General features: G+C 64.3%; 13 protein-coding genes. 1 reads left to right on the forward strand and 12 read right to left on the reverse strand.

All coding sequences use genetic code 11. The annotated features are described in order from the left end of the window. Positions 1 to 234: 234 nt before the first annotated feature. From XcyCFBP4188_RS03995 to XcyCFBP4188_RS04055, 12 genes are all read right to left on the reverse strand, one after another. The gene (locus XcyCFBP4188_RS03995) at positions 235 to 2,538 is read right to left on the reverse strand and encodes a methyl-accepting chemotaxis protein (RefSeq protein WP_043911292.1); all 2,304 of its coding nucleotides are present in this window, start codon (positions 2,536 to 2,538) and stop codon (positions 235 to 237) included. Positions 2,539 to 2,736: 198 nt separating this feature from the next. Next, positions 2,737 to 5,517: a methyl-accepting chemotaxis protein gene (locus XcyCFBP4188_RS04000; protein ID WP_006453182.1), complete on the reverse strand. Its 2,781-nt coding sequence runs from the start codon at positions 5,515 to 5,517 to the stop codon at positions 2,737 to 2,739. A 50-nt stretch (positions 5,518 to 5,567) separates the two neighbouring features. Further along, entirely contained in the window at positions 5,568 to 7,745 is a 2,178-nt protein-coding gene (locus XcyCFBP4188_RS04005; RefSeq protein ID WP_167393500.1) for a methyl-accepting chemotaxis protein, read from the reverse strand. A gap of 348 nt (positions 7,746 to 8,093) precedes the next feature. Further along, positions 8,094 to 8,627, reverse strand: coding sequence for a hypothetical protein (locus tag XcyCFBP4188_RS04010; protein WP_074057537.1), 534 nt, complete (start codon positions 8,625 to 8,627; stop codon positions 8,094 to 8,096). 440 nt (positions 8,628 to 9,067) lie between these two features. Then, on the reverse strand, positions 9,068 to 11,215 hold the full coding sequence (locus XcyCFBP4188_RS04015; protein ID WP_104591665.1) for a methyl-accepting chemotaxis protein: 2,148 nt from the start codon (positions 11,213 to 11,215) through the stop codon (positions 9,068 to 9,070). A gap of 777 nt (positions 11,216 to 11,992) precedes the next feature. After that, complete coding sequence (locus tag XcyCFBP4188_RS04025) at positions 11,993 to 13,993, reverse strand: chemotaxis protein CheA (protein ID WP_006448511.1); 2,001 nt, start codon at positions 13,991 to 13,993, stop codon at positions 11,993 to 11,995. Between the two features lie 33 nt (positions 13,994 to 14,026). Then, entirely contained in the window at positions 14,027 to 14,392 is a 366-nt protein-coding gene (locus XcyCFBP4188_RS04030) for a response regulator (RefSeq protein WP_002806565.1), read from the reverse strand. Further along, the gene (locus tag XcyCFBP4188_RS04035) at positions 14,389 to 14,697 is read right to left on the reverse strand and encodes an STAS domain-containing protein (RefSeq protein ID WP_006448510.1); all 309 of its coding nucleotides are present in this window, start codon (positions 14,695 to 14,697) and stop codon (positions 14,389 to 14,391) included. The genes XcyCFBP4188_RS04030 and XcyCFBP4188_RS04035 overlap by 4 nt, the downstream gene beginning before the upstream one ends. Positions 14,698 to 14,800: 103 nt before the next feature. Then, positions 14,801 to 16,051: a chemotaxis protein CheW gene (locus XcyCFBP4188_RS04040; RefSeq protein ID WP_104591667.1), complete on the reverse strand. Its 1,251-nt coding sequence runs from the start codon at positions 16,049 to 16,051 to the stop codon at positions 14,801 to 14,803. Continuing rightward, positions 16,048 to 16,830 (reverse strand): ParA family protein, encoded by a 783-nt coding sequence (locus XcyCFBP4188_RS04045; RefSeq protein WP_006452730.1) that lies wholly within the window; start codon positions 16,828 to 16,830, stop codon positions 16,048 to 16,050. Before XcyCFBP4188_RS04045 ends, XcyCFBP4188_RS04040 begins: the two co-directional genes overlap by 4 nt. Before the next feature lies 1 nt (position 16,831). After that, positions 16,832 to 17,821, reverse strand: a complete 990-nt coding sequence (motD, locus tag XcyCFBP4188_RS04050) for a flagellar motor protein MotD (protein WP_006452731.1) — start codon at positions 17,819 to 17,821, stop codon at positions 16,832 to 16,834. Between the two features lie 7 nt (positions 17,822 to 17,828). Next, positions 17,829 to 18,569 (reverse strand): flagellar motor protein, encoded by a 741-nt coding sequence (locus XcyCFBP4188_RS04055; RefSeq protein ID WP_006452732.1) that lies wholly within the window; start codon positions 18,567 to 18,569, stop codon positions 17,829 to 17,831. Positions 18,570 to 19,225: 656 nt separating this feature from the next. Here XcyCFBP4188_RS04055 and XcyCFBP4188_RS04060 point away from each other — a divergent pair. Next, a complete protein-coding gene (locus XcyCFBP4188_RS04060) occupies positions 19,226 to 22,378 on the forward strand; it encodes a TonB-dependent receptor (RefSeq protein ID WP_174705826.1) in 3,153 nt (1,050 codons plus the stop codon). The last annotated feature ends 110 nt before the right edge of the window (positions 22,379 to 22,488 follow it).

Consider the following 22,488-nt stretch of genomic DNA (forward strand, 5'->3'; position numbering starts at 1 on the left):
GACGGCGTAGACAAATAAATCGTTTTGCAATCCAGATTAAAGTTTCCAGATTGTCGATAATGTCGAGCTGGACCGACCAGTAATCAATACATAAGTAAAATATTATTATATATACGCGTTTATCCTTATCTCATTGCTGAGGCTGCTTTCGAAACGTTGCGACAATAAAAAAGCCGCGCTCTCGAAAGAGCGCGGCTTCGATGTCACCGGCCTGCAGCCTGCCGATGAGTGCGTTTAGAACTCCGCCCAATCCGACTCGTTGGACGGTGCCGCTGCAGCGGCAGTACGTGCGGTCGACCGTGCGGCAGCCGGCCTGGAGGCAGCCAGCTTGGACACCGATGACCTGGCAGCGGGCGTCTTGGCAGCAGGTGCGGTGCTGGCGGCCGGGCGCTTGGCGGTGATGTGGCGCACCACCGGGGTGGCGCGTGTCACTGCTTCCAGCTCGGCCGACAGACGGAACAGCGCGACCGCCTCGGTGAGCTGCTGCGCCTGCTCTTCCATCGAGCGCGCGGCGGCGGTGGCTTCTTCCACCAGCGCGGCGTTCTGCTGGGTGGCCTCATCCATGTGGGTGACGGTCTGGTTGACCTGTTCGATACCGGCCGACTGCTCCTGCGAGGCGGCGGAAATCTCGCTCATGATGTCGGTGACGCGCTGCACCGAAGAGACGATCTCGCTCATGGTGCTGCCGGCCTGATTGACCAGCGCCGAGCCTTCGGCCACTTTGCTCACCGAGTCGTCGATCAGGCTCTTGATTTCCTTCGCTGCGCCGGCCGAACGCTGTGCCAGCGTGCGTACTTCCGAGGCGACCACCGCAAATCCACGGCCCTGCTCGCCTGCGCGCGCCGCTTCCACTGCCGCGTTCAACGCGAGGATATTGGTCTGGAAGGCGATGCCATCAATGACGCTGATGATCTCGGCGATCTTCCTGGACGAGGTCTCGATGCCGGACATGGTGGTGACCACCTGGCCGACCACGCTGCCGCCATGTGAGGCCACACCGGCTGCGCCGATCGCCAGCTGATTGGCTTGGCGCGCGTGTTCGGCGTTCTGCTTGACGGTGGAGGTGAGTTCTTCCATCGAGGCGGCGGTTTCTTCCAGGTTGGCGGCCTGCTGCTCGGTGCGCTGCGACAGATCCTGGTTACCGGCGGCGATTTCGCCTGCGGCGGTGTTGATGGCCAAGGTGGAGTGCTTGATGCGGCCGACGATGTCGGTCAGGCGCTGGGTGGTGGCATTGGCATCGTCGCGCAGACGCGCGAACACGCCGTGGAACTCGCCATCCATACGCGCGGTGAGATCGCCCTCGGCAACGGCGCCGAGCAACTGCGACAGCTTGCCCAGATTGCGGTCGCTGACTTCCATCATCGAGTTCAGATCCGACACCATCACCGCGAAGTCGTACTTGAAACGTGCTGCGTCGCCACGTGCGCTGAAATCGCCGGCGGCGGCGGCCTGCGCCAGCTGCTTGATCTCGGTGTTGATCGACAACAGGCTGGCCTTGGCCGCATCCATCGCTTCATGCAGGATCGCGCGACTGGCCGGCAGACGGCGTGCGTCCTGGGTCAGGTCGCCTTGCGCGTATTGATTGAGGATGCGCACCGAATCGGTGATGGCATCCAGATGCTCGAAGATCATCGTGTTGATGCCGCCGGCCAGGTTGCCGTACACGCCGGGGAAATCTTCCGGCATGCGGTGGGTGATGTCTTCGGCCGCATGCAGATGCGACATGCGCGCGGTTTCGTCGCTGAAGCGGCGCAGCATCTGCGTCATGCCACTGGTGGCCTCCAGCATCTGGCCGATTTCGTCGTTGCTGGTCTTGCTGACCTGCACGCTCAGATCGCCACGCGAGACCGCCTTGATGGCGCCCAGTGCGTTGGACAGCGGGGTGGTGATGCTGCGTGCGATCAACCAGCCGAAGGTGACCGACAACGCCGCCATCAGCAGCGTGCCGAGCAGCAGCACCGCGCTGGTGAGTTTGAACGAGGCTGCGCTGGCGCTCACCATATCGCTCAATGCCTTGGACTGCTGCGCATAGAGCTTGTCGACCGAGGCGAACAGTTCCTTGCGGATCTCGCCGGACTGCTTGCGCGAAAATTCCATCGCCGCGGCGCGGTCGGGGTCTGTATAGAGCTTGCGCAGTTGCTGGTTGGCCGCGAAGTAGCGCGTGCTGGCATCGGTCAGCCTGGCGTACTCGGCCTTCAACGGCGAGGTGGCGCCGATCTTGGTATCCAGGACCTTCTGCGTTTCGATGTATTTGGCCTGGATCTCGTCCATGCGCTTGAAGAACATCGCATAGCGTTCCGGATCTTCCAGATTGACGAACTGGCCCACTTCATAGACGCGGAATTCGCCAGCGAAACCACGCAACTCGGACAGGCGGCTCAGCACCGGCACCACGTCCTGATTGATCAGGTCGGTTTCCTGCTGCATCTGCTTCATGCGTGAAAAGCCGAGTCCACCCAGCAGGGCAGTCAGCACGGCGCTCAGGCAGAAGGCAAACATCAGTTTGCGGCGGATCGGCCAGTCGTTGAACTTGTTCATCATTTACCTCGGAGTTACGCACAGACGTTGTCCAGCACGCTAGCGGCCCGGCCGGAAGATTCTTTACTCATGAAGAAGAATCGGTCATGCGGTACGCGCTGTTTCCATAGTCCAGGCTGCTGCAATACCCCGTTTCGATAGGGCAGGGCATGCATTACGGTCGCGCGCGCAGCGCTGCGCAGGCGACCGGTGCAGGATTCAGAAGTCCTGCCACTGACTATCGTTGCCGGCAGTTGCCGCAGGCGTACTGTTCGATCGACGTGGTGAGGCCGGTGCACGCGTCGCGGTGGCGGTTGCACGCTTGGCTGCGGCGCTGGCCGATTTTTTCGTGGGCGCGGCAACGGCGATGCCGGGCGTCGTCTCCAGCGTGAAGCGCGCCACTGTCAGCGCCAGTTGCCCGGCCTGCTCTTCCATCGTGCGTGCGGCGGCGGTGGCCTCTTCCACCAGCGCGGCATTCTGCTGGGTGGCTTCGTCCATCTGGGTGATGGTGCGGTTGACCTGTTCGATGCCGGACGACTGTTCCTGCGAAGCCGCTGCAATCTCGCCCATGATGTCGGTCACGCGCTGCACGCTGGCCACGATATCGGACATGGTGGTGCCGGCCTGGTGCACCAGCAGCGAGCCTTCGGTCACCTTGCCGACCGAGTCGTCGATGAGGTGTTTGATCTCTTTTGCCGCGCCGGCCGAACGCTGCGCGAGCGTGCGCACTTCGCTGGCGACGACGGCGAATCCGCGGCCCTGTTCGCCGGCGCGGGCCGCTTCCACTGCGGCATTCAAGGCCAGGATATTGGTCTGGAAGGCGATACCGTCGATGACGCTGATGATCTCGGCGATCTTCCTGGATGACACCGCGATTGCGGACATGGTGGTCACCACGTTCGCCACCACCGCACCACCTTGCGAGGCGACACCGGCTGCGCCGATGGCCAGCTGATTGGCCTGGCGCGCGCTTTCGGCATTCTGCTTGACGGTGGAGGTGAGCTCTTCCATCGAGGCGGCGGTCTCTTCCAGATTGGCCGCCTGTTGTTCGGTGCGTTGCGACAGATCGTTGTTGCCGGCGGCAATTTCACTGGCGGCCGCATTGATCTGCGTGGCCGAGGTCTGGATGCCGGACACGATCTCGGTCAACTGCGCCACGGTGGCATTGGCATCGTCGCGCATGCGCGCAAACACGCCCTGGAAGTCGCCATCCATGCGCACGCTGAGGTCGCCTTCGGCCAGCGCGCTGAGCAGGCTGGAAATACGCTCCAGGCCCTGCGAGGTGGTGTCCAGCAAACCGTTGAGCTGACGGCCGAATTCCAGGTAGAAGCCGTGCTTGTCGTCCAATGCGAGGCGCTGCCCGAAGTCGCCCATCAACGCGGACTGCACCAGCGTGGCGACTTCCTGCTGCGTGCCGACTTCGGTGGTGACATTGCGCCAAAACAGCATGCTGCCGCTGCGATGACCATCTGCGGCGTACAGCGGGGTCATGGTCAGATCCAGCGTCACCGGGCCGAACGAGTAACGCTCTGAGGTGGCCGACTGCAGCTGTTGCAGACGCTGTGAGCGGGCCCTGCCATCTGCATCGCAGCCGAGCACGTATTCCAGCGGATTGCCGACCACCGCATCGGCGCTGAATCCTTGCTGGCCCTTGGCATGGAAGGCCGGTTCGCCGTATTTGAACGAGGTATGCAGCGCCTCGGTGATGAACACGGTCGTGTGCTGTTCGTCGGCGAGCAGGATTTCCATTCCCGAGTGTTCCAGCGCGGTGCGGATGCGCAGATTCTCGTTGGCGATCATTGCATCGCGCTCGATGCGGTGGCGTAGATCGTCCTGCATGCGCTGCATGCCACCCAACAGGCGGCCCACTTCGTCCTGACGTTGTACGCTGATCTGGTTGTCCAGCTTGCCGGAGGCGATCGCATCGGCCACCTTGACAGCGGAATCGAGCGGGCGCACCACCAGACGACGCAGCAGCGCCAACAACGCCACGCTCAGCACGAGTGCCGAGCCCAGGCCCACCGCCAGAATGGTCCACAACAGGCGATGTGCCTGCTGCATGATCGCCGCATACGGCACCACCACACCCAACGCAAAGCGCTCCTGCGCCTGGCCGATCTGCAACGGCACATAGGCGCTGACCGTGCCGGCGGCATCCGGCGTGAAATCCAGATAGTCCTTGCCGGCCCTGGTCGCCTCCAGCATCGCGCGATAGTCGGCGCCGTCGGCCGGCTTGCCGATCCGCGCAGCGTCACGCGAGGCCAGAATCACCCCGGCAGGCGAGATCAGCTCGACATAGCCGTCGTCCATCGGACGTAACGCACTCAGGCGTTTCTGCAACGCGGCCAGGGCGAAATCCACCGAGACCACGCCCACATACTTGCCCTGATCCATGATGGGCGTGGACAAGGTGGTCATCAGCACCGGCTTGCCGCCGATCTGGTAATCGTAGGGGCCGGCCACGATCTGCCGGCCCAGCTCGCGGGGTTTGAGGTTCCAGTCGCCGTCGCCGGGTTTTTCGTAACCGACCAACGGTTCGCGGATCAGCGACTGCCCGTTATAGGCCCAGTAGGTCATGAAACGACCGGTGTTGTCGTGGCCCTTGGCATCGACATAGTCGCCGTCCTTGCCATCGAAGGCCTGCGGTTCCCACAACGTCCCCATGCCCACCCATTCGGGATGGTTCTGCAACTGGTCGTGCACGATCGCCGCCGCCGCATCGCGGCTCACCCCACCATGGGCACGCTGCGCCAGCAAGGCGCTGGCGACCGACTGGCCGGTGGTGAACGCCTGCCCCAGCTCGCTGCCGATCTGCTCGGCCTGATAGCGCGCGGCGTTCTGCATCGTGGTCTGTGCCGAGGCGATCAGTGCGCGACTGCTTTGCCAGTAGCTGATCGCCGCAGTGAGGCCGAAGCACAGCAACGCAGCGACGGCGGTGCCGAGCATCAGGCGGTACGCCAGACTGCCGCCGGAGCGGGATTGCGTGGGGGACGAGGGCATGGGCGTGGCTTCGAAGTAAGGGAGGTGGTGCGGGAGCGATCGGGCGGTCGTCAGCTGGCGACGCGCAAGGCCTCCGCGCGCGCGCCAGCGCGGCTGCTGCCGCGCTGTGCGGGCGAGGCAACGCTTACCCGGAAGCTGGACACCGCTTCATCAAGCTGCTGCGCCTGCTGCTGCATGGCGTTGGCGGCGGCGGTGGCTTCTTCCACCAGCGCGGCGTTCTGCTGGGTGCTCTCGTCCATCTGGGTGACGGTGAGATTGACCTGCTCGATGCCGGCCGATTGTTCCTGCGAAGCGGCGGAGATCTCGCTCATGATGTCGGTCACGCGCTGCACCGAGGACACGATCTCGGCCATGGTCTTGCCGGCCTGATCCACCAGCGCCGAACCCTGTGCCACCTTGCCGACCGAGTCGTCGATCAGGTGCTTGATCTCCTTCGCCGCGCCGGCTGAGCGCTGTGCCAGCGTGCGCACCTCTGATGCCACCACCGCAAACCCGCGGCCCTGTTCGCCGGCACGCGCGGCTTCCACTGCCGCGTTCAAGGCCAGGATATTGGTCTGGAAGGCGATGCCGTCGATGACGCTGATGATTTCGGCGATCTTCTTGGACGAGGTCTGGATACCGGACATGGTGTCCACCACCTGGCTGACCACGTGCCCGCCTTGCGATGCCACCGATGCCGCACCGATTGCCAACTGATTGGCCTGACGTGCGCTCTCGGCGTTCTGCTTGACGGTGGAGGTGAGTTCCTCCATCGAAGCGGCGGTCTCTTCCAGGTTGGCGGCCTGCTGCTCGGTACGCTGCGACAGGTCGTTGTTGCCGGCAGCGATTTCGCTGGCCGATCCGGTGATGGAACTAGCCGCTTGCTGGATGCGTCCGACAATGCCAGCCAGCTGCGTGGCAGTGGTGTTGGCATCGTCGCGCATGCGTGCAAACACGCCGTGGAACTGGCCGTCCATGCGCGCGGTGAGGTCGCCCTCGGCCAGCGCGGCCAGCAGCTCGGACAGCTTGCCCAGGTTGCGGTCGCTGACCTCCATCATCGCGTTGAGGTCGTTGATCATGCGTGCCGATTCGTGCTTGAAGCGTGTGGCATCGCCACGCTGGCTGAAGTCGCCATTGGCCGCAGCCTGGGCCAGGCGCTTGATCTCGGTGTTGATCGCCAGCAGGCTGGCCTTGGCTGCATCCATCGCTTCATGCAGCACGGCACGCGTGCCGGGCAGGCGTTCGGCGTCGCGCGACAGGTCGCCTTGCGCGTATTCGTTGAGTACCCCGATCGCATCGATGATGGCGTCCAGGTGTTCGAAGATCATGGTGTTGATGCCGCCGGCCAGCTCGCCGTATACACCGGGGAAATCGGTCGGCATGCGATGGCTGACATCTTCGCCGGCGTGCATGTGCATCATCACCTTGGTCTGCGCGGAGAAGCGCTCCAGCGTGTGCACCATTTCGTCGGTGGCCTTGAGCATCTGGCCGATTTCATCGCTGCCGTGCTGGGCGGTGCGCACGCTCAGATCGCCACGCGCCACGCCCTTGATGGCGGCAAGCGCACGCGACACCGGCTCCAGAATCGAATTGCCGATCAGCCAGCCCACCAGCAGATTGATCAGCACCAGCACGCCGCCGGCCACGGCGACAACGCCGGTGAAGGCCAGTGCCTGCGATTGGGTGTCGTCCAGATACACGCCGGTGCCGATCACCCAGCCCCACGGCTTGTACAGCGATGCGTAAGAAGTCTTCTGCACCGGCTCTTTTTCGCCGGGCTTGGCCCAGGCGTAATCGACGTAGCCGCCGCCAGCCTGCGCGGCAGTGACGAATGCCGGAAAGATGCGCTTGCCGTCCGGGCTCAGCACATCGTTGAGCGGCTTGCCATTGAGATCCGGCCGAGTGGGGTGCATCAGCATCACCGGCGCCTGGTCGGTGACGTAGATGTAATCCACACCGCCGCGTGCACGCATCGTGGACAAGGTGGCCAGCGCTCTGCTCTTTGCGGTCGCCAGATCCATCTCGCCCTTTTCGGCGCGCTCGGCGTAACCATTGACCACCGCGATCGCCATTTCGATCTGGCTCTTGAGCCCATCGCGGCGCGTATCGGTGAGATCCACGTACTGCATGCGCGCGGCGATGACCGCCAGCGCGATGATGCCCAGCGCCACCAACGCAGTCTGGAACAGGAACTTGCGCTTGAGCGGCACGTTGGCCAGCGTGTTTGCGATCGTGGTCTTAAACGTCATGGCGGGTATCCAGTGAAAGGATTGTGACCGGGATATGTCGGATAGCGACCCGTCTGCAGAAAGGTTGAGCGTTGCCCGACGGCTGGTGTGTGGGTGATTTGCAGTGCTTTTTTGAAGCCATTCTTTGAAGCCATTGCTGCTCCCGCGCCGGCACACGACTTGGTAAGCCTGCAGCGGGTTACGCGCACCGTCGGGCCGCGCAGCGCGCAGCGCACGCCGACCTGGACGTCAGGTCGCGTGGATCGGCGCAGCGTGGGGGGCTGGCTGGAATGGGCTTGCGGTGCCGCCACGACCGAGGAGTGGCGGGGTAGGCGTCCGGCGGATGCGCAGGAGTTTTGTTAGCCGCTCTTAGTTGCGCTGCGTGCTGCTGACGCTTGCCACGGACTGCTGCAGGTTCTGCAATTCGCTCCACAACTGGTGGCGGGTATCGCCGGCGTGGCCGAGCGACAAGGCTTGTGCGGTTTGCAGATCGCCATCGTGCAGAGCGCGATTGGCCTGACGGTGTTGCGCCAGATACTGGCCCAACTGCTGCTGCACCAGCGCAAACTGCCGTGCCTGTTCGCCTTGTGGTGCAGTGGCCTGGAAGTAACCGGCATGCCGCGCGATACGTTGACGCAGATGGCCCAGACGCTCGTCGTAGGCATCGATGCGTGCGAGGTCATGCGAGGCGGCAAGCTGCGCACGCTGGTCGTCGCGCAATTGCACCAGATCGATGGCAAGCGACTGCAGCGCGCTCACCGGGACGTTGTCCAGAAGCACCGAGACCGGCGCTGCCGGTGCGGCGAAAGAGGGGGGCAACGACACACCGGCAGCCAGCAGCGCGACGACGAGCATGGAGCCCAGCATGTGGCGGGCAGAGCGTGTGGAATTGGCGGTGTGCATGCGGAGTTCCTTCAACGTAGCGCGGGCAAGACTGCCCTCATTGCTCTGTGTATCGGCCGCAGGAGCTTGCGCTTGATCACCTTTCGACCAACGGCAGTGTTGGGGGAATCTCAGGGGTGTTGCGATGTGGCCGGGGTGTTGCAAGGTGGGGCATGTCTGCCGGTTTTTGCCTGATAGCAAAACGCCCCGACAGGATCGGGGCGTTTTGAGCGTCAATGACAACGTGCGCGAAGCGTCTAGTAGCTGTGACAGCATTGCGCGTGATTGGTGATTGGTGATTGGCCGCGGCGCCTTACCCTCACCCCAACCCCCGCTCTGCGCCCCGGCCCGCGCTTGCGGCGCGGGCGCTCCAAGGCACGCGCGCCCATGGCGCGCAAGCTGTGCCTTGTCGCCCCGGCGGGAGAGGGGCTTTAAATCTGGCGCCTTCAGCCCTCGCTCCCTTAAACCGCTGCCAGACGCCGCAGGACCGGGATGTTCGTTACCGAAGCCAGCGCAGCGTCCGGCTGGATCTTGAAGATCGCCACCGCATCGGAGAGCTCACCGGCCTGTTCTTCCATCGCACGCGCGGCGGCGCTGGCTTCTTCCACCAACGCGGCATTTTGCTGGGTGGCCTCGTCCATCTGGGTCACGGTGAGGTTGACCTGTTCGATACCGGCGGATTGCTCCTGCGAGGCGGCGGAGATCTCGCCCATGATGTCGGTCACGCGCTGCACGCTGGCGACCACTTCGGTCATGGTGGTGCCGGCCTGATTCACCAATAGCGAGCCTTCGGCGACCTTGCCGACCGAATCGTCGATCAGGTGCTTGATCTCCTTGGCCGCACCAGCCGAGCGCTGGGCCAGCGTTCGCACTTCGGAGGCAACCACGGCAAAACCGCGGCCCTGATCGCCCGCACGCGCCGCTTCCACGGCGGCGTTCAAGGCCAGGATGTTGGTCTGGAAGGCGATGCCGTCGATCACGCTGATGATGTCGGCGATCTTCTTCGACGAGGCTTCGATGTCGGCCATCGTGGCGACCACCTTGTTGACCACCTCGCCACCGTGCGAGGCGACGCTGGCCGCGCCGATCGCCAACTGATTGGCCTGGCGCGCGCCTTCGGCATTCTGCCTGACGGTGGAAGTAAGCTCTTCCATCGAGGCGGCGGTTTCTTCCAGGTTGGCCGCCTGTTGCTCGGTACGCTGCGACAGATCGTTGTTGCCGGTGGCGATTTCGCTGGCAGCGGTGGTGATCGACACTGTGGCGTGCTGGATGCGCCCGACGATGCCGGACAGCTGTTCGGTGGTGGCATTGGCATCGTCACGCATCTGCGCGAACACGCCATGGAACTGGCCGTGCATGCGCTCGGTCAGATCGCCCGCGGCAATCGCCTGCAGTACCTTGGACAAGGCGCCGAGGTTGCCATCGGCGGTGGCCATCAGCTGATTGAGGCTCTCCACCATGGCGAGGAAGTCGTACTGAAAGCGCTGTGTATCGCCGCGCACGCTGAAATCGCCATTGGCCGCGGCCTGCGCCAACAATTTGATTTCGCTGTTCATCGCAGAAAGATTGCGTTTGACCGCATCCATGGTGTCGCTGAACACGGCTTTTTCGCCGGGCAGTCGATCCATGTCCTGGCTCAGATCGCCGACCGCATAGCGCGACATGATCCGTGCAAGCTTCATCTTCACCGCAATATGCGATTCGACCAGTGCATTGGTGTCGCGCACCATGCTGCCGTATTCGCCGGGAAACACCGCTTCGTCCATGCGGAAGCTGATCTGCCCGCTGTCGTGGCGGCGGGCCATGTCCTGCTGCGCCGCGGAGACGGCTTTGAGCTGTTCCTGCATGCCACGCATGCTGGTCAACAACTGGCCGGGTTCGTCGCCGGGCTGCGGGCCGATCGGGTTGTCCAGCTTGCCATGCGCGATCGCTTCGGCCACTTGCGTGGCTTGTGTCAATGGACGCACCAGACTGCGCGAAATCAGCCACGCCAGTGCAGCGGCCAGGAACGCCGACAGCAGGCCGAAGGCGATCAGGGCGCGGTTGGCCAGCGCAACGCTGCCCAGGATGGCGGCCGCACCGGCGGCGTTCTGCTGGTTCTGCAATTCCACTGCGGCGGCAATTGCGTTGGAGCGACGTTCCAGCAGCGGCTGTGCTTCACCGCTCAACAGCTGCTTGGCGCCGTCCAGATTGCCGTCGCGGATCATGCCGAGCAGGCGGTTGTTGGTGGCGCGTGCGGCGGTGAGGCTGTCTTCGATGGTCTGGCGTGCACGCATGCCATCTGCAGTGGTCGGCAGGCGTTTCAGCGCAGTCCACAACTCGGCGTAGTGCGCGCGATTGGCCTTGAGCTGCGCATCGATCGTGGGCTGTTGCTGCGGCGTGGCCAGCATGAAGTCGCGGATATAACGCTCGCCCAGCATATTGCTCTCGCGCATCTGGTTGAGCAGCTGCGCCTTGCGGTTATTGATTTCGATGATGATCGAGACCTGGTTCTTGACCGTCTTGAATTCGTATAACGCCAGGCTGGTGGAACCGGCCAATAAAACGATCAACAAGGTGAAGGCCAACGCCAGGCGTCGCCCGACATTGAGCGAATGCAGAAATTTCATGGTGTTCTCGGGGAGGGAGGGAGGAAAAGAGGTACAGCGGTAGCGTTCGCTGGCGGGTTTTCTTGAGCTGATGCGCGTTCGTCGATGCGTCTGCGTTCATCGTTGTTATGGCGGGTGCGCTGCGTATGAGGCGTTGCGTTGCGTCGTGCAATGGGGACAGGCAAGGGCGGCAACGGCGTCATTGCCAGCGTGTGGCGAGTGGGTGCGTGGTAACGACAAAGCCCCGGCATCGCTGCCAGGGCTTTGTCGTTACCGCACAACATCGGCGGCCTTCGCGGTTTAGAGCGACTAACAAAACTACGTCACGCCAGCCTACTGCAGGCCGGCTGATCTGCTGTCTGGCTGCAGGGCCCTTGCCCCGCCCACCATCGCGGGACACGCCGCAAGTACGTCCGTGTAGGCTCTTGCGCGGCATCCATGCCGCGTAAGGTCCCGCGACGGTGGGCAGGCAAGGGCCAGTCGAGATGGTCGGTATGCCTGGTTTTAAACAATGCAACCAGCAGACTCTCTGGTGCGGTGTCCTCGCCGCTTGCGGGACCGTGTGGCGGCATGGATGCCGCCACCGAGCCCCCAGGGACGGGTTCACGGCGTGTCCCGCGAGCGGTGAGGGCACCGCGCATTCGACCCACTCAGTGTTTGATCTGGACGTCTGACTGCATCCACCAAGATTCTGACTGCATCCACCAAGATACGGCCGACAAAACCACTGCAGTCACTGACAGGCGCTCGCTAGGCTTTGTTAGCCGCTCTTAGTGCCTTCTTCTGCGGCTTTGCGTCTTACGCCGCCTGCGGCACTTTCAACGAACGCACCAAGCCACCGATGTCCACGATCAACGAGACCCGTCCATCGCCGAGGATGGTGGCGCCGGAGACGCCCGGGATACGGCGATAGTTGTTTTCGATGTTCTTGACCACGACCTGCTGCTGGCCAAGCAATTCGTCCACTTCCAGTGCGATCTTCTGGCCGTCGCCTTCGACCACCACCACCAGCGATTCCTTGGAGGACTGTTGCCCGCCGAAACCGTAGTAATTGGTGAGCGACAGGATCGGCAGATATTCGCCACGTACGCGCAACACACGGCCGTCGCCGGCCATCGAGCGGACATCTTCCGGCGCCGGCTGCAGCGCTTCGAGCACGTAGGACAGCGGCAGGATCAGGGTTTCGCCGGCAACCGAGACGGTCATGCCGTCCAGGATGGCCAGGGTCAGCGGCAGACGGATCAGCACGCGGGTACCGCTGCCGGCGCTGCTTTCCAGCTGCACTTCGCCACCCAGGCCCTGAATGTTGCGGCGAACCACGTCCATGCCCACGCCACGACCGGAGAGATCGGTGACTGCGTCAGCGGTGGAGAAGCCTGGTGCGAAGATCAGATCCCACACCTGCGCATCGGTCGGGTTGTCCGGCACGGCAATGCCGCGTTCGGCCGCTTTTTCCAGGATCTTGGCCCGATTGAGGCCACGGCCGTCGTCGCTGACTTCGATCACGATGTGACCGCCCTGGTGCGATGCCGCAAGGGTGATGGTGCCGGTCTCGTCCTTGCCGGAGGCGCGGCGCGCATCGGGCATTTCCAGGCCATGGTCGATCGAGTTGCGCACCAGATGCACCAACGGATCGGCAATCTTTTCGATCAAGCCCTTGTCCAGTTCCGTGCTTTCGCCAATCGTGCGCAGACGCACCTGCTTGCCGAGGCGGCTGGAGAGGTCGCGGACCAGACGCGGGAAGCGGCGGAACACCGCATCGACGGGCAGCATGCGCACGCCGATGACCGCTTCCTGCAGGTCGCGGGTGTTGCGTTCGAGCAGATCCAGACCGGCAAACAACTGTTCGGCATGCGCCGGGTCCAGGCCGGTGGAGACCTGCTTGAGCATGGCCTGTGTAATGACCAGTTCGCCGACCAGGTTGATCAGGGCATCGACCTTGTCGACGCTGACGCGGATGGAGCTTTCGGCTTCGGCAGCGGCGGCCTTGGCAGGCGTGGCAACGGCGGCGGCAGGTTCTGCCGCGGCGGTTGCTGCAACCGCGACGGCGGCAGTGTCAGCCGCGTCGACCGCCAGGCTCGGCGGCGGGCCGGGCACGGCCATCGGGCGGATATCCAGCTCGCAATCGTCCACCACCCAGGCAAAGGTGTCTTCGATCTTGCTGCGCGGAATCTTGCCGATCAGGCCCAGATCCCAGGCCAGGTAGGCTTCCAGCGGATCGATGTTTTCAAAGCCCGGCATGCGCTCAAGACGGGCGGCAATCTGCAGCGGGCCCAGGTGCTCGAGCTCGCGGATGATGCGCAGCGGGTCGTTGCCGCTCATGAACAGCGACGGCGCCGGGGTAAAGCCGATATGCCAGGCTTCGGGTTCTTCTTCCTTCGGCTTGGCAACGACTGCAGCCACCGGTGCTTCGCCAGCCAGCACCGCGTTCAAGCGGGTGTGCACGGCCTTGACCGCAGCCGGGTCGGCCGGGGTGCCGTGTTCGGCTTCGCGCAGCAGGGCGCGCAGCACGTCGACCGAGCCGAGCATGGCATCGACCGCATTGGGTGCGAGCTGGCGCTTGTTGGAGCGCAGTTCGTCCAGCAGCGTCTCCAGCACGTGGGTCAGGCCGGCGACGGCCTCGAAACCGAAAGTGGCAGCGCCCCCCTTGATCGAGTGCGCAGCGCGGAACACCGAGTTGATGATTTCCGGGTCGCGGTTGCCCTCTTCAAGGGACAGCAGCCCGGCCTCCATCGCGTCGAGCCCTTCACGGCTTTCCTCGAAAAAGGTGGCGTGGAAACGTTGCAGGTCCATGCTCATGGGTGCGAAATCCGATGGTGAAGCGAGAGAGAATTAACCCAGAACTTTCTGGACGGTGGCGATCAGCTGTTCTGGATTGAACGGCTTGACCAGCCAGCCGGTGGCACCGGCAGCTTTGCCTTCGGATTTCTTGTCGGCCGCCGATTCGGTGGTGAGCATCAGCATCGGGGTGAACTTGTAATCCGGCAGCTGGCGCAGTTCGCGAATCAGCGAAATGCCGTCCATGTTGGGCATGTTCACGTCGGTCACCACCGCATTGAAGCGCTGGCCCTTCGCGCGGCCCAGCGCAACGGCGCCGTCTTCGGCTTCTTCGACGGCAAAGCCGGCAGAGGTGAGGGCGAAAGAGACCATCTGGCGCATTGACGCCGAATCGTCCACCACCAAGATACGTGCGCTCATGCGGCGTTCTCCACAGATTTCAGGTTGTCATTGGATGCGGAAAGTCCGAGCGCGTCGGTGACGCCGAGCAGACGGACCGCATCTCTAAAAGTGTCGTTGCAGCCATCGAACTCGGTGTTCAACCCGGCCTGGCGGCGGGCCTGCACGAAGGCGCAGAGCAACTGCACGCTGGCGGTGTGGATGCGGCGGACTTCACCGGCGTCAAGCACCAGATCGCCATCCTCCGCGAGGACTGCGGCTAGCTTTTGCTTGAGGTCGGTGCTGGTCTCGATGCCGAGATCCTCACCCAATGTCACTGTGCTCATCGTTGCTCCGAACGGACGGTTCTATGCGTACTAACGGCGGGGGGCGGGAAAGCTTTAACGTTGAATCTGTGTGCGTGCATGTGCGCGTCAGCTATGCGGCGCATCAGTGCAGCAGATGGCTGGCATCGAGCAGGATCATCGGCTGATGGCCCAGGCGCGCGACGCCGCGGAAAAGGTTGTTGGAGATGCGGCACAGGCGTGCGTTGTCCGGTGGCTCGATCTGCTGATCGGTGAGGCTGGTGACGTCTTCCACCGCCGACACGCGCAGACCCATGGTCTCGCCGTTTTCTTCCAGCACCACCACGCGGGTGTGCAGATCCATGTCCACTGCCGATGCACCGAGATGGATACCCAGATCCATCACCGGCACCACCTGGCCACGCAGATTCATGATGCCGAGCATCGCGCTGGGGGTGCCGCGCAATGGCAGCAGCGGCACCGGCAAAACCACTTCCTGCACCTTGAGCAATTCGAGTGCATACGTCTGTTCGCCGCAGCGCAGGCGCAGCCAGCGCGTACTGCGTTCGGCCGCGCGCCGTTCGGCATGGATGCGCTCGGCCTGGCCGGGCGCCAGCAGCGCCTCAAGGCCTTGCGGATAGATCGAAGGCGGCGGCGCGCGGTGCGGTGCGATCGGCGCTTGCGCCGGGCGTGCAGGTGCCGGCGCGGGCGGTGCGGCAAGACCGAAGGCCGGGTCCGCATCCATCTCCGACAACAGATCGACAGCCAACAGCTCGGCACTGGAGGCGGCGGTGCCGAAGGCCGGGTCTGCGTCCATTTCGGCCATCAGATCTGCCGTGCTCATGAACGGGCTGGGCGCGGCGGTGGCGAAGGCGGGGTCGGCATCCATCTCGGCCAGGAAATCGGCGGCGATGTCTGCGGCGCTCGGCGCAGCAACGACCGGCGGTCCGAAGGCCGGGTCGGCATCCATTTCGGCCAGGAAATCGGCGGCGATGTCTGCAGCGCTCGGCGCGGCGACGACTGGCGGTCCGAAGGCCGGGTCGGCATCCATTTCGGCGAGGAAATCGGCGGCGATGTCTGCGGCACTCGGCGCGGCGACGACTGGCGGTCCGAAGGCGGGGTCGGCATCCATTTCGGCGAGGAAATCGGCGGCAATCGCTTCGGCGCTGAGCACGGGGGCGATTGCTTCCGGCACAGCGACAGCCTGCACGGGCGGCTCTGCCAGCGCGACGTCTGCATCGGTGTCGGCAAGCGCCGGTGTCGCGGCAATGTCGGCAGTCGCCACCGCAGCGGTGACAGCAGCGGCAGTCACGGCCGCGGGGATCTCCACGCCGGCATCGTGCAGCAGGCCTTCCAGATAATCGTCGAGCTCACCGTTGGCGGTGTGGTTGCTCATGCGGCTTGCTCCATGGGCATCGCGTCATCGGCCAGCACCCATTCCAGCGCGCGGCGATAAGCAGACAGGCCACGGCCCTGATAGTCGCCGCCGGTGGCGGGAACGGTCAGCGCAGCGGCGTTACAGATACGGGTATCCACCGGCACCGCGTCTTCCCAGACCACGGCGCCATAGGTGGCCTGCATTTCCTTGAGGGTGTCGGTGCCGGCGCGGGTGCGGCGGTCGAACAAGGTCGGCAGGATCGACACCGGCAACGGGCGGCGACGCGAGCGCTGCACCATGTCGGCGGTGCGCACCATGCTGGCCAGGCCGTGCAGGGCGAGTGGCTCGGCCTGGGTCGGCACCACCACGCGGTCGCAAGCGGCCAGGGCATTGATCATCAGCAGGCCAAGGGTCGGCGGGCAGTCCAGCAGGATGTAGTCGTGCTGGCCGGCGTGGCGGGTCATCGCGTTCTGCAGGGCCAGGCCCAGACCGGGCTGATTGGCGCTGCGACGTTCCAGCGTGGCCAGTGCGGCTTGCGCGCACACATAGGACAGGCCGGGGATGCTGCTTTCGTGCAACAGGCTGGCCAGGTCGCTCGGCGGGGTGCCGAACAGGTCCAGTACCCCGCGCGGCGGCGGGTCCACCGCCACGCCGAACGCGCGGGTGAGCGAGGAGTGCGGATCGAGGTCGACCAACAGCACCCGGTGGCCGAGCGCGGCCAGGCCGCGACCCAGTGCCAGCGTCGTGGTGGTCTTGCCCACGCCGCCCTTTTGGTTGGCGATTGCCCAGATACGCATCTCACTGCACTCCTTGAATTACGGCGGGGACGGAACTTGTGCCGCTTTCGGTGGTGACGGCCGTTTGGCCGCCGTCAGACTTGGGAAGCTTCGGCGCCCCGGCGGCGGTCGCATGCATCTGCGATGGCGGATCGGGTGCGAGTGAGCCAGCCGAATCAGCGAGGATGATCAACACCACGCGCCGGTTCGCATTCCGTCCCGCCTCAGTGCTGTTATCGGCACGTGCGCGGAATTCTCCATAGCCCACCATCGCCAATCGCTGCGGGGCGACACCGTCGTCGGCGAACAGGTGCACCACGCTGGCGGCACGCGCGGCCGACAGTTCCCAGTTGGAGGGGAACTGTGCGGTGGCGATCGGCTGGTTATCGGTATAGCCCTCCACGCGCACGCCGTTGGGCGCATCGCGCAGCACGGAGGCGAGGGTGGACAGGGTGTCGCGGGCGGTGCCGGCCAATGCGGCCGAGCCGGTGCCGAACAAAATGTCGCTGTTGATCTCCACTTCGATCCACAGATCGTTGCGGCGGATGGTGATGAGTTTCTTGTCGATCAGCGGCGCCAGCGTCTTGCTCAGCTGCGCGGCCACCGCATCCATCTGCCGCTGCGCACGCGCCAGTTGCGCCTGGTTGCGTAGCGACACCGGCATGCGCATCTGCGCGGCCATCGATGGCAGCAGGGTGGGGTCGGTGGGGCCGTTGGAGGCCGCCATCGGTGCGCCGGCCTTGATCACCCCGGCTTTGATCACAGATGGGCGGTCGTAGTCCGCCCCCAGGGTCTGGGTCTTGCCGATCTGCACCGGGCTGGCCGCATTGGACGAGCCACCGAACGCGGTGGTCAACGCCTGCGCCATGACCTTGTACTTGCCCTCGTTGAGCGAGGAGATGGCGTACATCACCACGAAGAACGCCAGCAGCAGCGTCATCAGATCGGCATACGGAATCGCCCACGCTTCGTGGTTGCCATGGTCTTCGTGATGTTTGCGACGGCGGGCCATGGCGGGCTTAATGCAAGTATCCGGCCAATTTCGATTCGATGTTGCGCGGGTTCTCGCCCTGGGCGATCGCAATCAAGCCTTCGATCGCCATTTCGCGCTCGTTGGTGCTGCAATGGATGACGCTCTTGAGCTTGGCGGCGACCGGGAGAAACAGCAGGTTGGCCGAGGCAATGCCGTAAATGGTGGCGGTGAACGCAGCCGCGATGCCGTGCCCGAGCATGGCCGGGTCGGCCAGATTCTTCATCACCGCCATCAGGCCGAGCACCGCGCCGATGATGCCCAGCGTGGGTGCATAGATGCCCATGCCTTCGAACACCTTGGCGGCGGCAAGATCCTGACGCTCCTGGTTGTCCACTTCGATCTCGAGCATATGCCGCATGGATTCGGGCTCCACGCCATCGACCAGCATCTGCAGGCCCTTACGCAGAAACGCGTCGTCCTGGCGCGGGAGTTGGTCTTCCAGGCCCAGCAGGCCCTGGCGGCGTGCGATGTTGCTCCATTCGACGATGCGCGCGAGCAGCTGCGGGCGGTCGCTGGCCGGCGGCTGGATCACCCAGCGCAGGATCTTGAAGGCGCGCCGGAAAACTGCCGGGGAGGTGTGCAGCAAAATCGCCGCCACGGTACCGACGATCACAATCAGGAAGGCAGCCGGCGACCACAGCGACGAAATACCGGCGCCTTTCAACACGCTACCGCCCACGATCGCCACGATCGCGAGCAGCAGTCCGATAATGCTAAGTCTGTCCATGGAAGCGATATCGGCCCAAGCGCGGCGGACTTGATAGGCGCGCTTGGTTGAAGCGCCAGAAAGTTGTCGTTTTGCGGCATGGGCCGCTTCCACTCTGGCGTCGATGCATGGTTGACAGGTCATCGGCGCATGCGCTTCCGACCAAGGCGTGTCATCAATGCCGCAGCAGGCCCCGCCGCCCTTGCGCGTGTACGCAGGCAACAAGCGCGCGCATGTTCGGTGTGGCGATCGCGTTAGCGATGGCCGCCAAGCGGCGTGTGGTGGGCGATACCCTCACGTCGATCCAGTCTCTTGCTGAGCTCGGTTTCAAATAAGGTGTCTGCTGGCGCTTCGGTAAACCGCTTGCGTCCGGTTGCGGGCGAGGGTGTGTTGCTTGCAGCGATCACGCTGCTGCAGCCGGCGATGCGGTAGGCCTTGCCTTGCCGTGCCGCGTGCAAGCGTAGCGGGCCGGCCGCTCATCGTGGATGCATTGCAACGCCGCTGGTCTGTTGCGCGGCAGAATGCGCTGCCGCATGGGCTGTGCTACTTACGCTTTCCACGGCATTAGAACGATCTAATCGCATCTGCGTGGAAGCGGACGCAAGAGGAGGGGGCAGGCTGCCGCAACGACGCCGGATATTTTTTGTGCCACTTCGCGGAGCGTTCCTGGCCGATCGTTGGATCGACAGACATCCGCCGAAGCCAATCACCTTTGGGAGAGCATGATCGAAATGAACTGCATGCCATTCGCACGCCACCGCAGCACGCTGTCCGCCGGTATCGCCATCGCCTTGTTCGCGAGCACCGCCTCCACCGCCGCCGCCCAGCAGGCCGACGGCACGCCGGCGCCCACGGGCCAGGCCGAGGTGCAGGCGACCGACCTGGATGCGGTGACGGTGACCGGCTACCGCTACGCGATCGAAAAAAGCCTGGAGCAGAAGCGCAACGCCAACGCCGTGGTCGATGTGATCACCGCCGAGGACGTGGGCAAGTTCCCCGACAAGAACGTGGCCGATGCGCTGCAGCGCGTGCCCGGCGTGGTCATCAGCCGCGACGGCGGCGAAGGCAAGAACGTCAGTGTGCGCGGCCTGTCCTCGGAGCTGGTGCTGACCGAATTGAACGGCAACTACATCGCTACCGCCGAGTCCAACGGCGACCCGACGCGCTCGTTCAACTACACGCTGCTGCCGTCGAACCTGCTGGGCAGCGCGGAGCTGTACAAGACCCCGGAAGCGCGCATCGACGAAGGCGGCATCGGCGGCACGGTGATCCTGCAGACGCGGCGCCCCCTGGAACTGGAGCCAAACTCCGGCTTCGTCTCTGCCGAGGGCACCTGGTCCGATACCAGCAAGAAGACCGACGGCCAGTTCTCCGGGTCGTACGCGTGGCACGACAAGGACAACCGCTTCGGTGTCTTCGTTGGCTACACGCAGCAGAAGCGCACCGCACGAACGCTCGATGCCAGTACCGAGAGCTGGCAGTGGTACGGGCGCGACGAAGTCGGCCCGGCGGTCGACGTGAACGGAAATCCCTCGGACTTCAATGCCAACTGGTGGGGTGGTACCGGTTTCTGGAACCAGGACGGCAATTACTCCACCGGTTTCATGATGCCGACCGCGGTTAGCCTGGGCGCCAAACGCGAGGAGCGCCAGCGCAAGGGTGGGCAACTGACCTTGCAGTTCAAGCCGACCGACGACCTGACGCTGACCGCGAACTACTTCCGCTTCGACCTGTCGCAGGACTCGCAGACCAATACCATCAAGATTCCCGAGTGGAACATCGCCCGTTACAACGGCGACGGCAACTGGCGCGGCGGCCGTCTGCTCGACCGGCTGCAGTTCGATCCCAGCGGCACCATCGTCACTGGCGCCGCCTACAGCCTGCGCCCGGGCAAGACCTACTACTGCAGCGAGGCCGAGGCTGCTGCGGCGGGCCTGCCGCCGGGCGGCTGGGGCTCGGACGATTGCACCGTGCCGACGCCGCAGATCACCGGCAGCTACAACATCGAGAAATCGCAGTCGCAGACGGTGGACCTGGGCGGCGAATGGCGTGGCGAGCAGGTGGACGTGGCATTCAAGGTCGGCCGCACCTGGGCCAAGGGCGGGCCGGAGCTGCAATTCTCCCTGCCGATCAAGCCGCGCCTGCAGAACGCCGACGGCAGCTGGAGCAACGGCAACTTCGCCAGCGCCTGGGACCTGACCGGCACGCCGTCCATGACATTCTCGCCGCAGCTGATGCAGAACCTGCGCGACGGCATCCTGCAGGTCGACCTGGGTTCGACCGGCTCGTCCTGGACCCGCAACACCAATCAGCAGCAGTACGCACAGATCGATACCACCTGGCATTTCGATGGCGAGGTCGTCGACTCGCTGCAGTTTGGCCTCAAGCGTCGCGACGGCGGCATCCACCGCAGTACCGGCAACAACTACTGGGTGTGCCCGGGCACCGATCCAAGTGACTACGACAACCGCTACTGGAACGGGCGCTGCAATGCCATCGCCACCCAGTTCTCGCCGGGCCTGCTGTTCGCGCAGGACAACCTGGCCGGTGGCGTCAACGCCAGCGCGTTTCCGGCAATCAACTTCCCGGGCTACATCGGCTACTTGAACCAGACCTACGGCGCGATGCAGACCCGCAGCGAAGACAACTTCGTCTACAACGTCGACGAGGAGATCTATTCCACCTACCTGCAACTCAACTTCCACACCGAGCGGCTGCGTGGCAACGTCGGCGTGCGGGTGGCGCGCACCGGCCAGCGTGCCGATTCCACCGACAAGGTGACCGCCTACAACGACTACTTCTTCGATGGCGCCGACGGCAATCCGCTGGCCTGCCAGCAGGGCGCCGCCATGCCCAGCGGCGCCCCGGCCGACACCTATTGCGGGACCGAAGGCTACTGGCGTTTGTCCGACAGCGTGCAACGCACCGAGTCGTTCGTGGTCAGCGGGCTGGACCGCAACTACACCGACGTGCTGCCGAGTTTCAACCTGGCCTACGACCTGACCGAGAACCTGCTGCTGCGTGCGGCAGCCGCGAAGGTGATCGCACGTCCCAGCTACAACGACATCGCCGCGCCCGGCAGCCTGGAGTTCTACAGTCCCGAGTACGTGGCCGACCGGCGCCTGACCGGCGGTGCCAGCGAGCAGGGCTGGTACGGCTCGGGCAGCAACAAGAACCTGGAGCCGTACAAGGCCAACCAGTTCGACCTGGGGCTGGAATGGTATTTCCAGCCGGGCTCGGTGGCAGGTGTGGGACTGTTCCGCAAGAACGTGGAGAACTTTGCGGTCGACGTCATCAGCGACGTGAACATGATGATCGACGGGCAGCCGGTCACCGTGCAGAACTACAGCACCCAGGCCGGCGGCCAGGACGCGGTCTCGCAGGGTGTGGAGCTCTACGCGCAGCACACGCTGCCATTCGGTCTTGGTGTGCAGTTCAACTACACCTACAACGATGCCAGCAAGGCGGCGGTGCGGCTGGAGGACGGCACCGAGGTCGGCAAGACCTCCATGCCGGGCAGCGCCAGAAACCAGACCAACCTCACCGTGTTCTACGAGACCGACAGCCTGCTGCTGCGCGCCTCGTACAACCGTCGCGGCGAGCTGGTGCAGGGCCTGGTCAACGGGTTGAACGTCTTTGAGGAGCCGTACTACCAGATCGATCTGAACGCGGCGTACAACATCACCCCAGCGCTCAGCCTCACCGCCTCGGTGCTGAACCTGACCAAGCAGGAGTCCCGCTCGCACCTGGGCGACGACACCCGCGCCCGCTTCTATACCGGCGGCTACGCAGGCCGGCTGGCGTACCTGGGACTGACCTACAAGTTCTAGGTCCCAGCATGTCGCACCCATGCCTGCCGCGTGGCGGTATGGGCGCGATGGTAAAGAAGTGAACCTGGAACCGTTATTTAAGACCGCAGGCGTGGCGGGGCGACGATTGC

This window comes from Xanthomonas hortorum pv. cynarae (assembly GCF_002939985.1).
In the GTDB taxonomy this organism is placed as follows: domain Bacteria; phylum Pseudomonadota; class Gammaproteobacteria; order Xanthomonadales; family Xanthomonadaceae; genus Xanthomonas; species Xanthomonas hortorum_D.

Excerpts from the sequence above, each read along its gene's own strand:
- XcyCFBP4188_RS04015 (WP_104591665.1), bottom strand. The coding sequence starts at position 11,215 with ATGAAATTTCTGCATTCGCTCAATGTCGGGCGACGCCTGGCGTTGGCC.
- XcyCFBP4188_RS04025 (WP_006448511.1), bottom strand. The coding sequence starts at position 13,993 with ATGAGCATGGACCTGCAACGTTTCCACGCCACCTTTTTCGAGGAAAGC.
- XcyCFBP4188_RS04000 (WP_006453182.1), bottom strand. The coding sequence starts at position 5,517 with ATGCCCTCGTCCCCCACGCAATCCCGCTCCGGCGGCAGTCTGGCGTAC.
- XcyCFBP4188_RS04030 (WP_002806565.1), bottom strand. The coding sequence starts at position 14,392 with ATGAGCGCACGTATCTTGGTGGTGGACGATTCGGCGTCAATGCGCCAG.
- XcyCFBP4188_RS04005 (WP_167393500.1), bottom strand. The coding sequence starts at position 7,745 with ATGACGTTTAAGACCACGATCGCAAACACGCTGGCCAACGTGCCGCTC.
- XcyCFBP4188_RS04055 (WP_006452732.1), bottom strand. The coding sequence starts at position 18,569 with ATGGACAGACTTAGCATTATCGGACTGCTGCTCGCGATCGTGGCGATC.
- XcyCFBP4188_RS04035 (WP_006448510.1), bottom strand. The coding sequence starts at position 14,697 with ATGAGCACAGTGACATTGGGTGAGGATCTCGGCATCGAGACCAGCACC.
- XcyCFBP4188_RS04010 (WP_074057537.1), bottom strand. The coding sequence starts at position 8,627 with ATGCACACCGCCAATTCCACACGCTCTGCCCGCCACATGCTGGGCTCC.
- XcyCFBP4188_RS04045 (WP_006452730.1), bottom strand. The coding sequence starts at position 16,830 with ATGCGTATCTGGGCAATCGCCAACCAAAAGGGCGGCGTGGGCAAGACC.
- XcyCFBP4188_RS04040 (WP_104591667.1), bottom strand. The coding sequence starts at position 16,051 with ATGAGCAACCACACCGCCAACGGTGAGCTCGACGATTATCTGGAAGGC.
- motD (WP_006452731.1), bottom strand. The coding sequence starts at position 17,821 with ATGGCCCGCCGTCGCAAACATCACGAAGACCATGGCAACCACGAAGCG.
- XcyCFBP4188_RS03995 (WP_043911292.1), bottom strand. The coding sequence starts at position 2,538 with ATGAACAAGTTCAACGACTGGCCGATCCGCCGCAAACTGATGTTTGCC.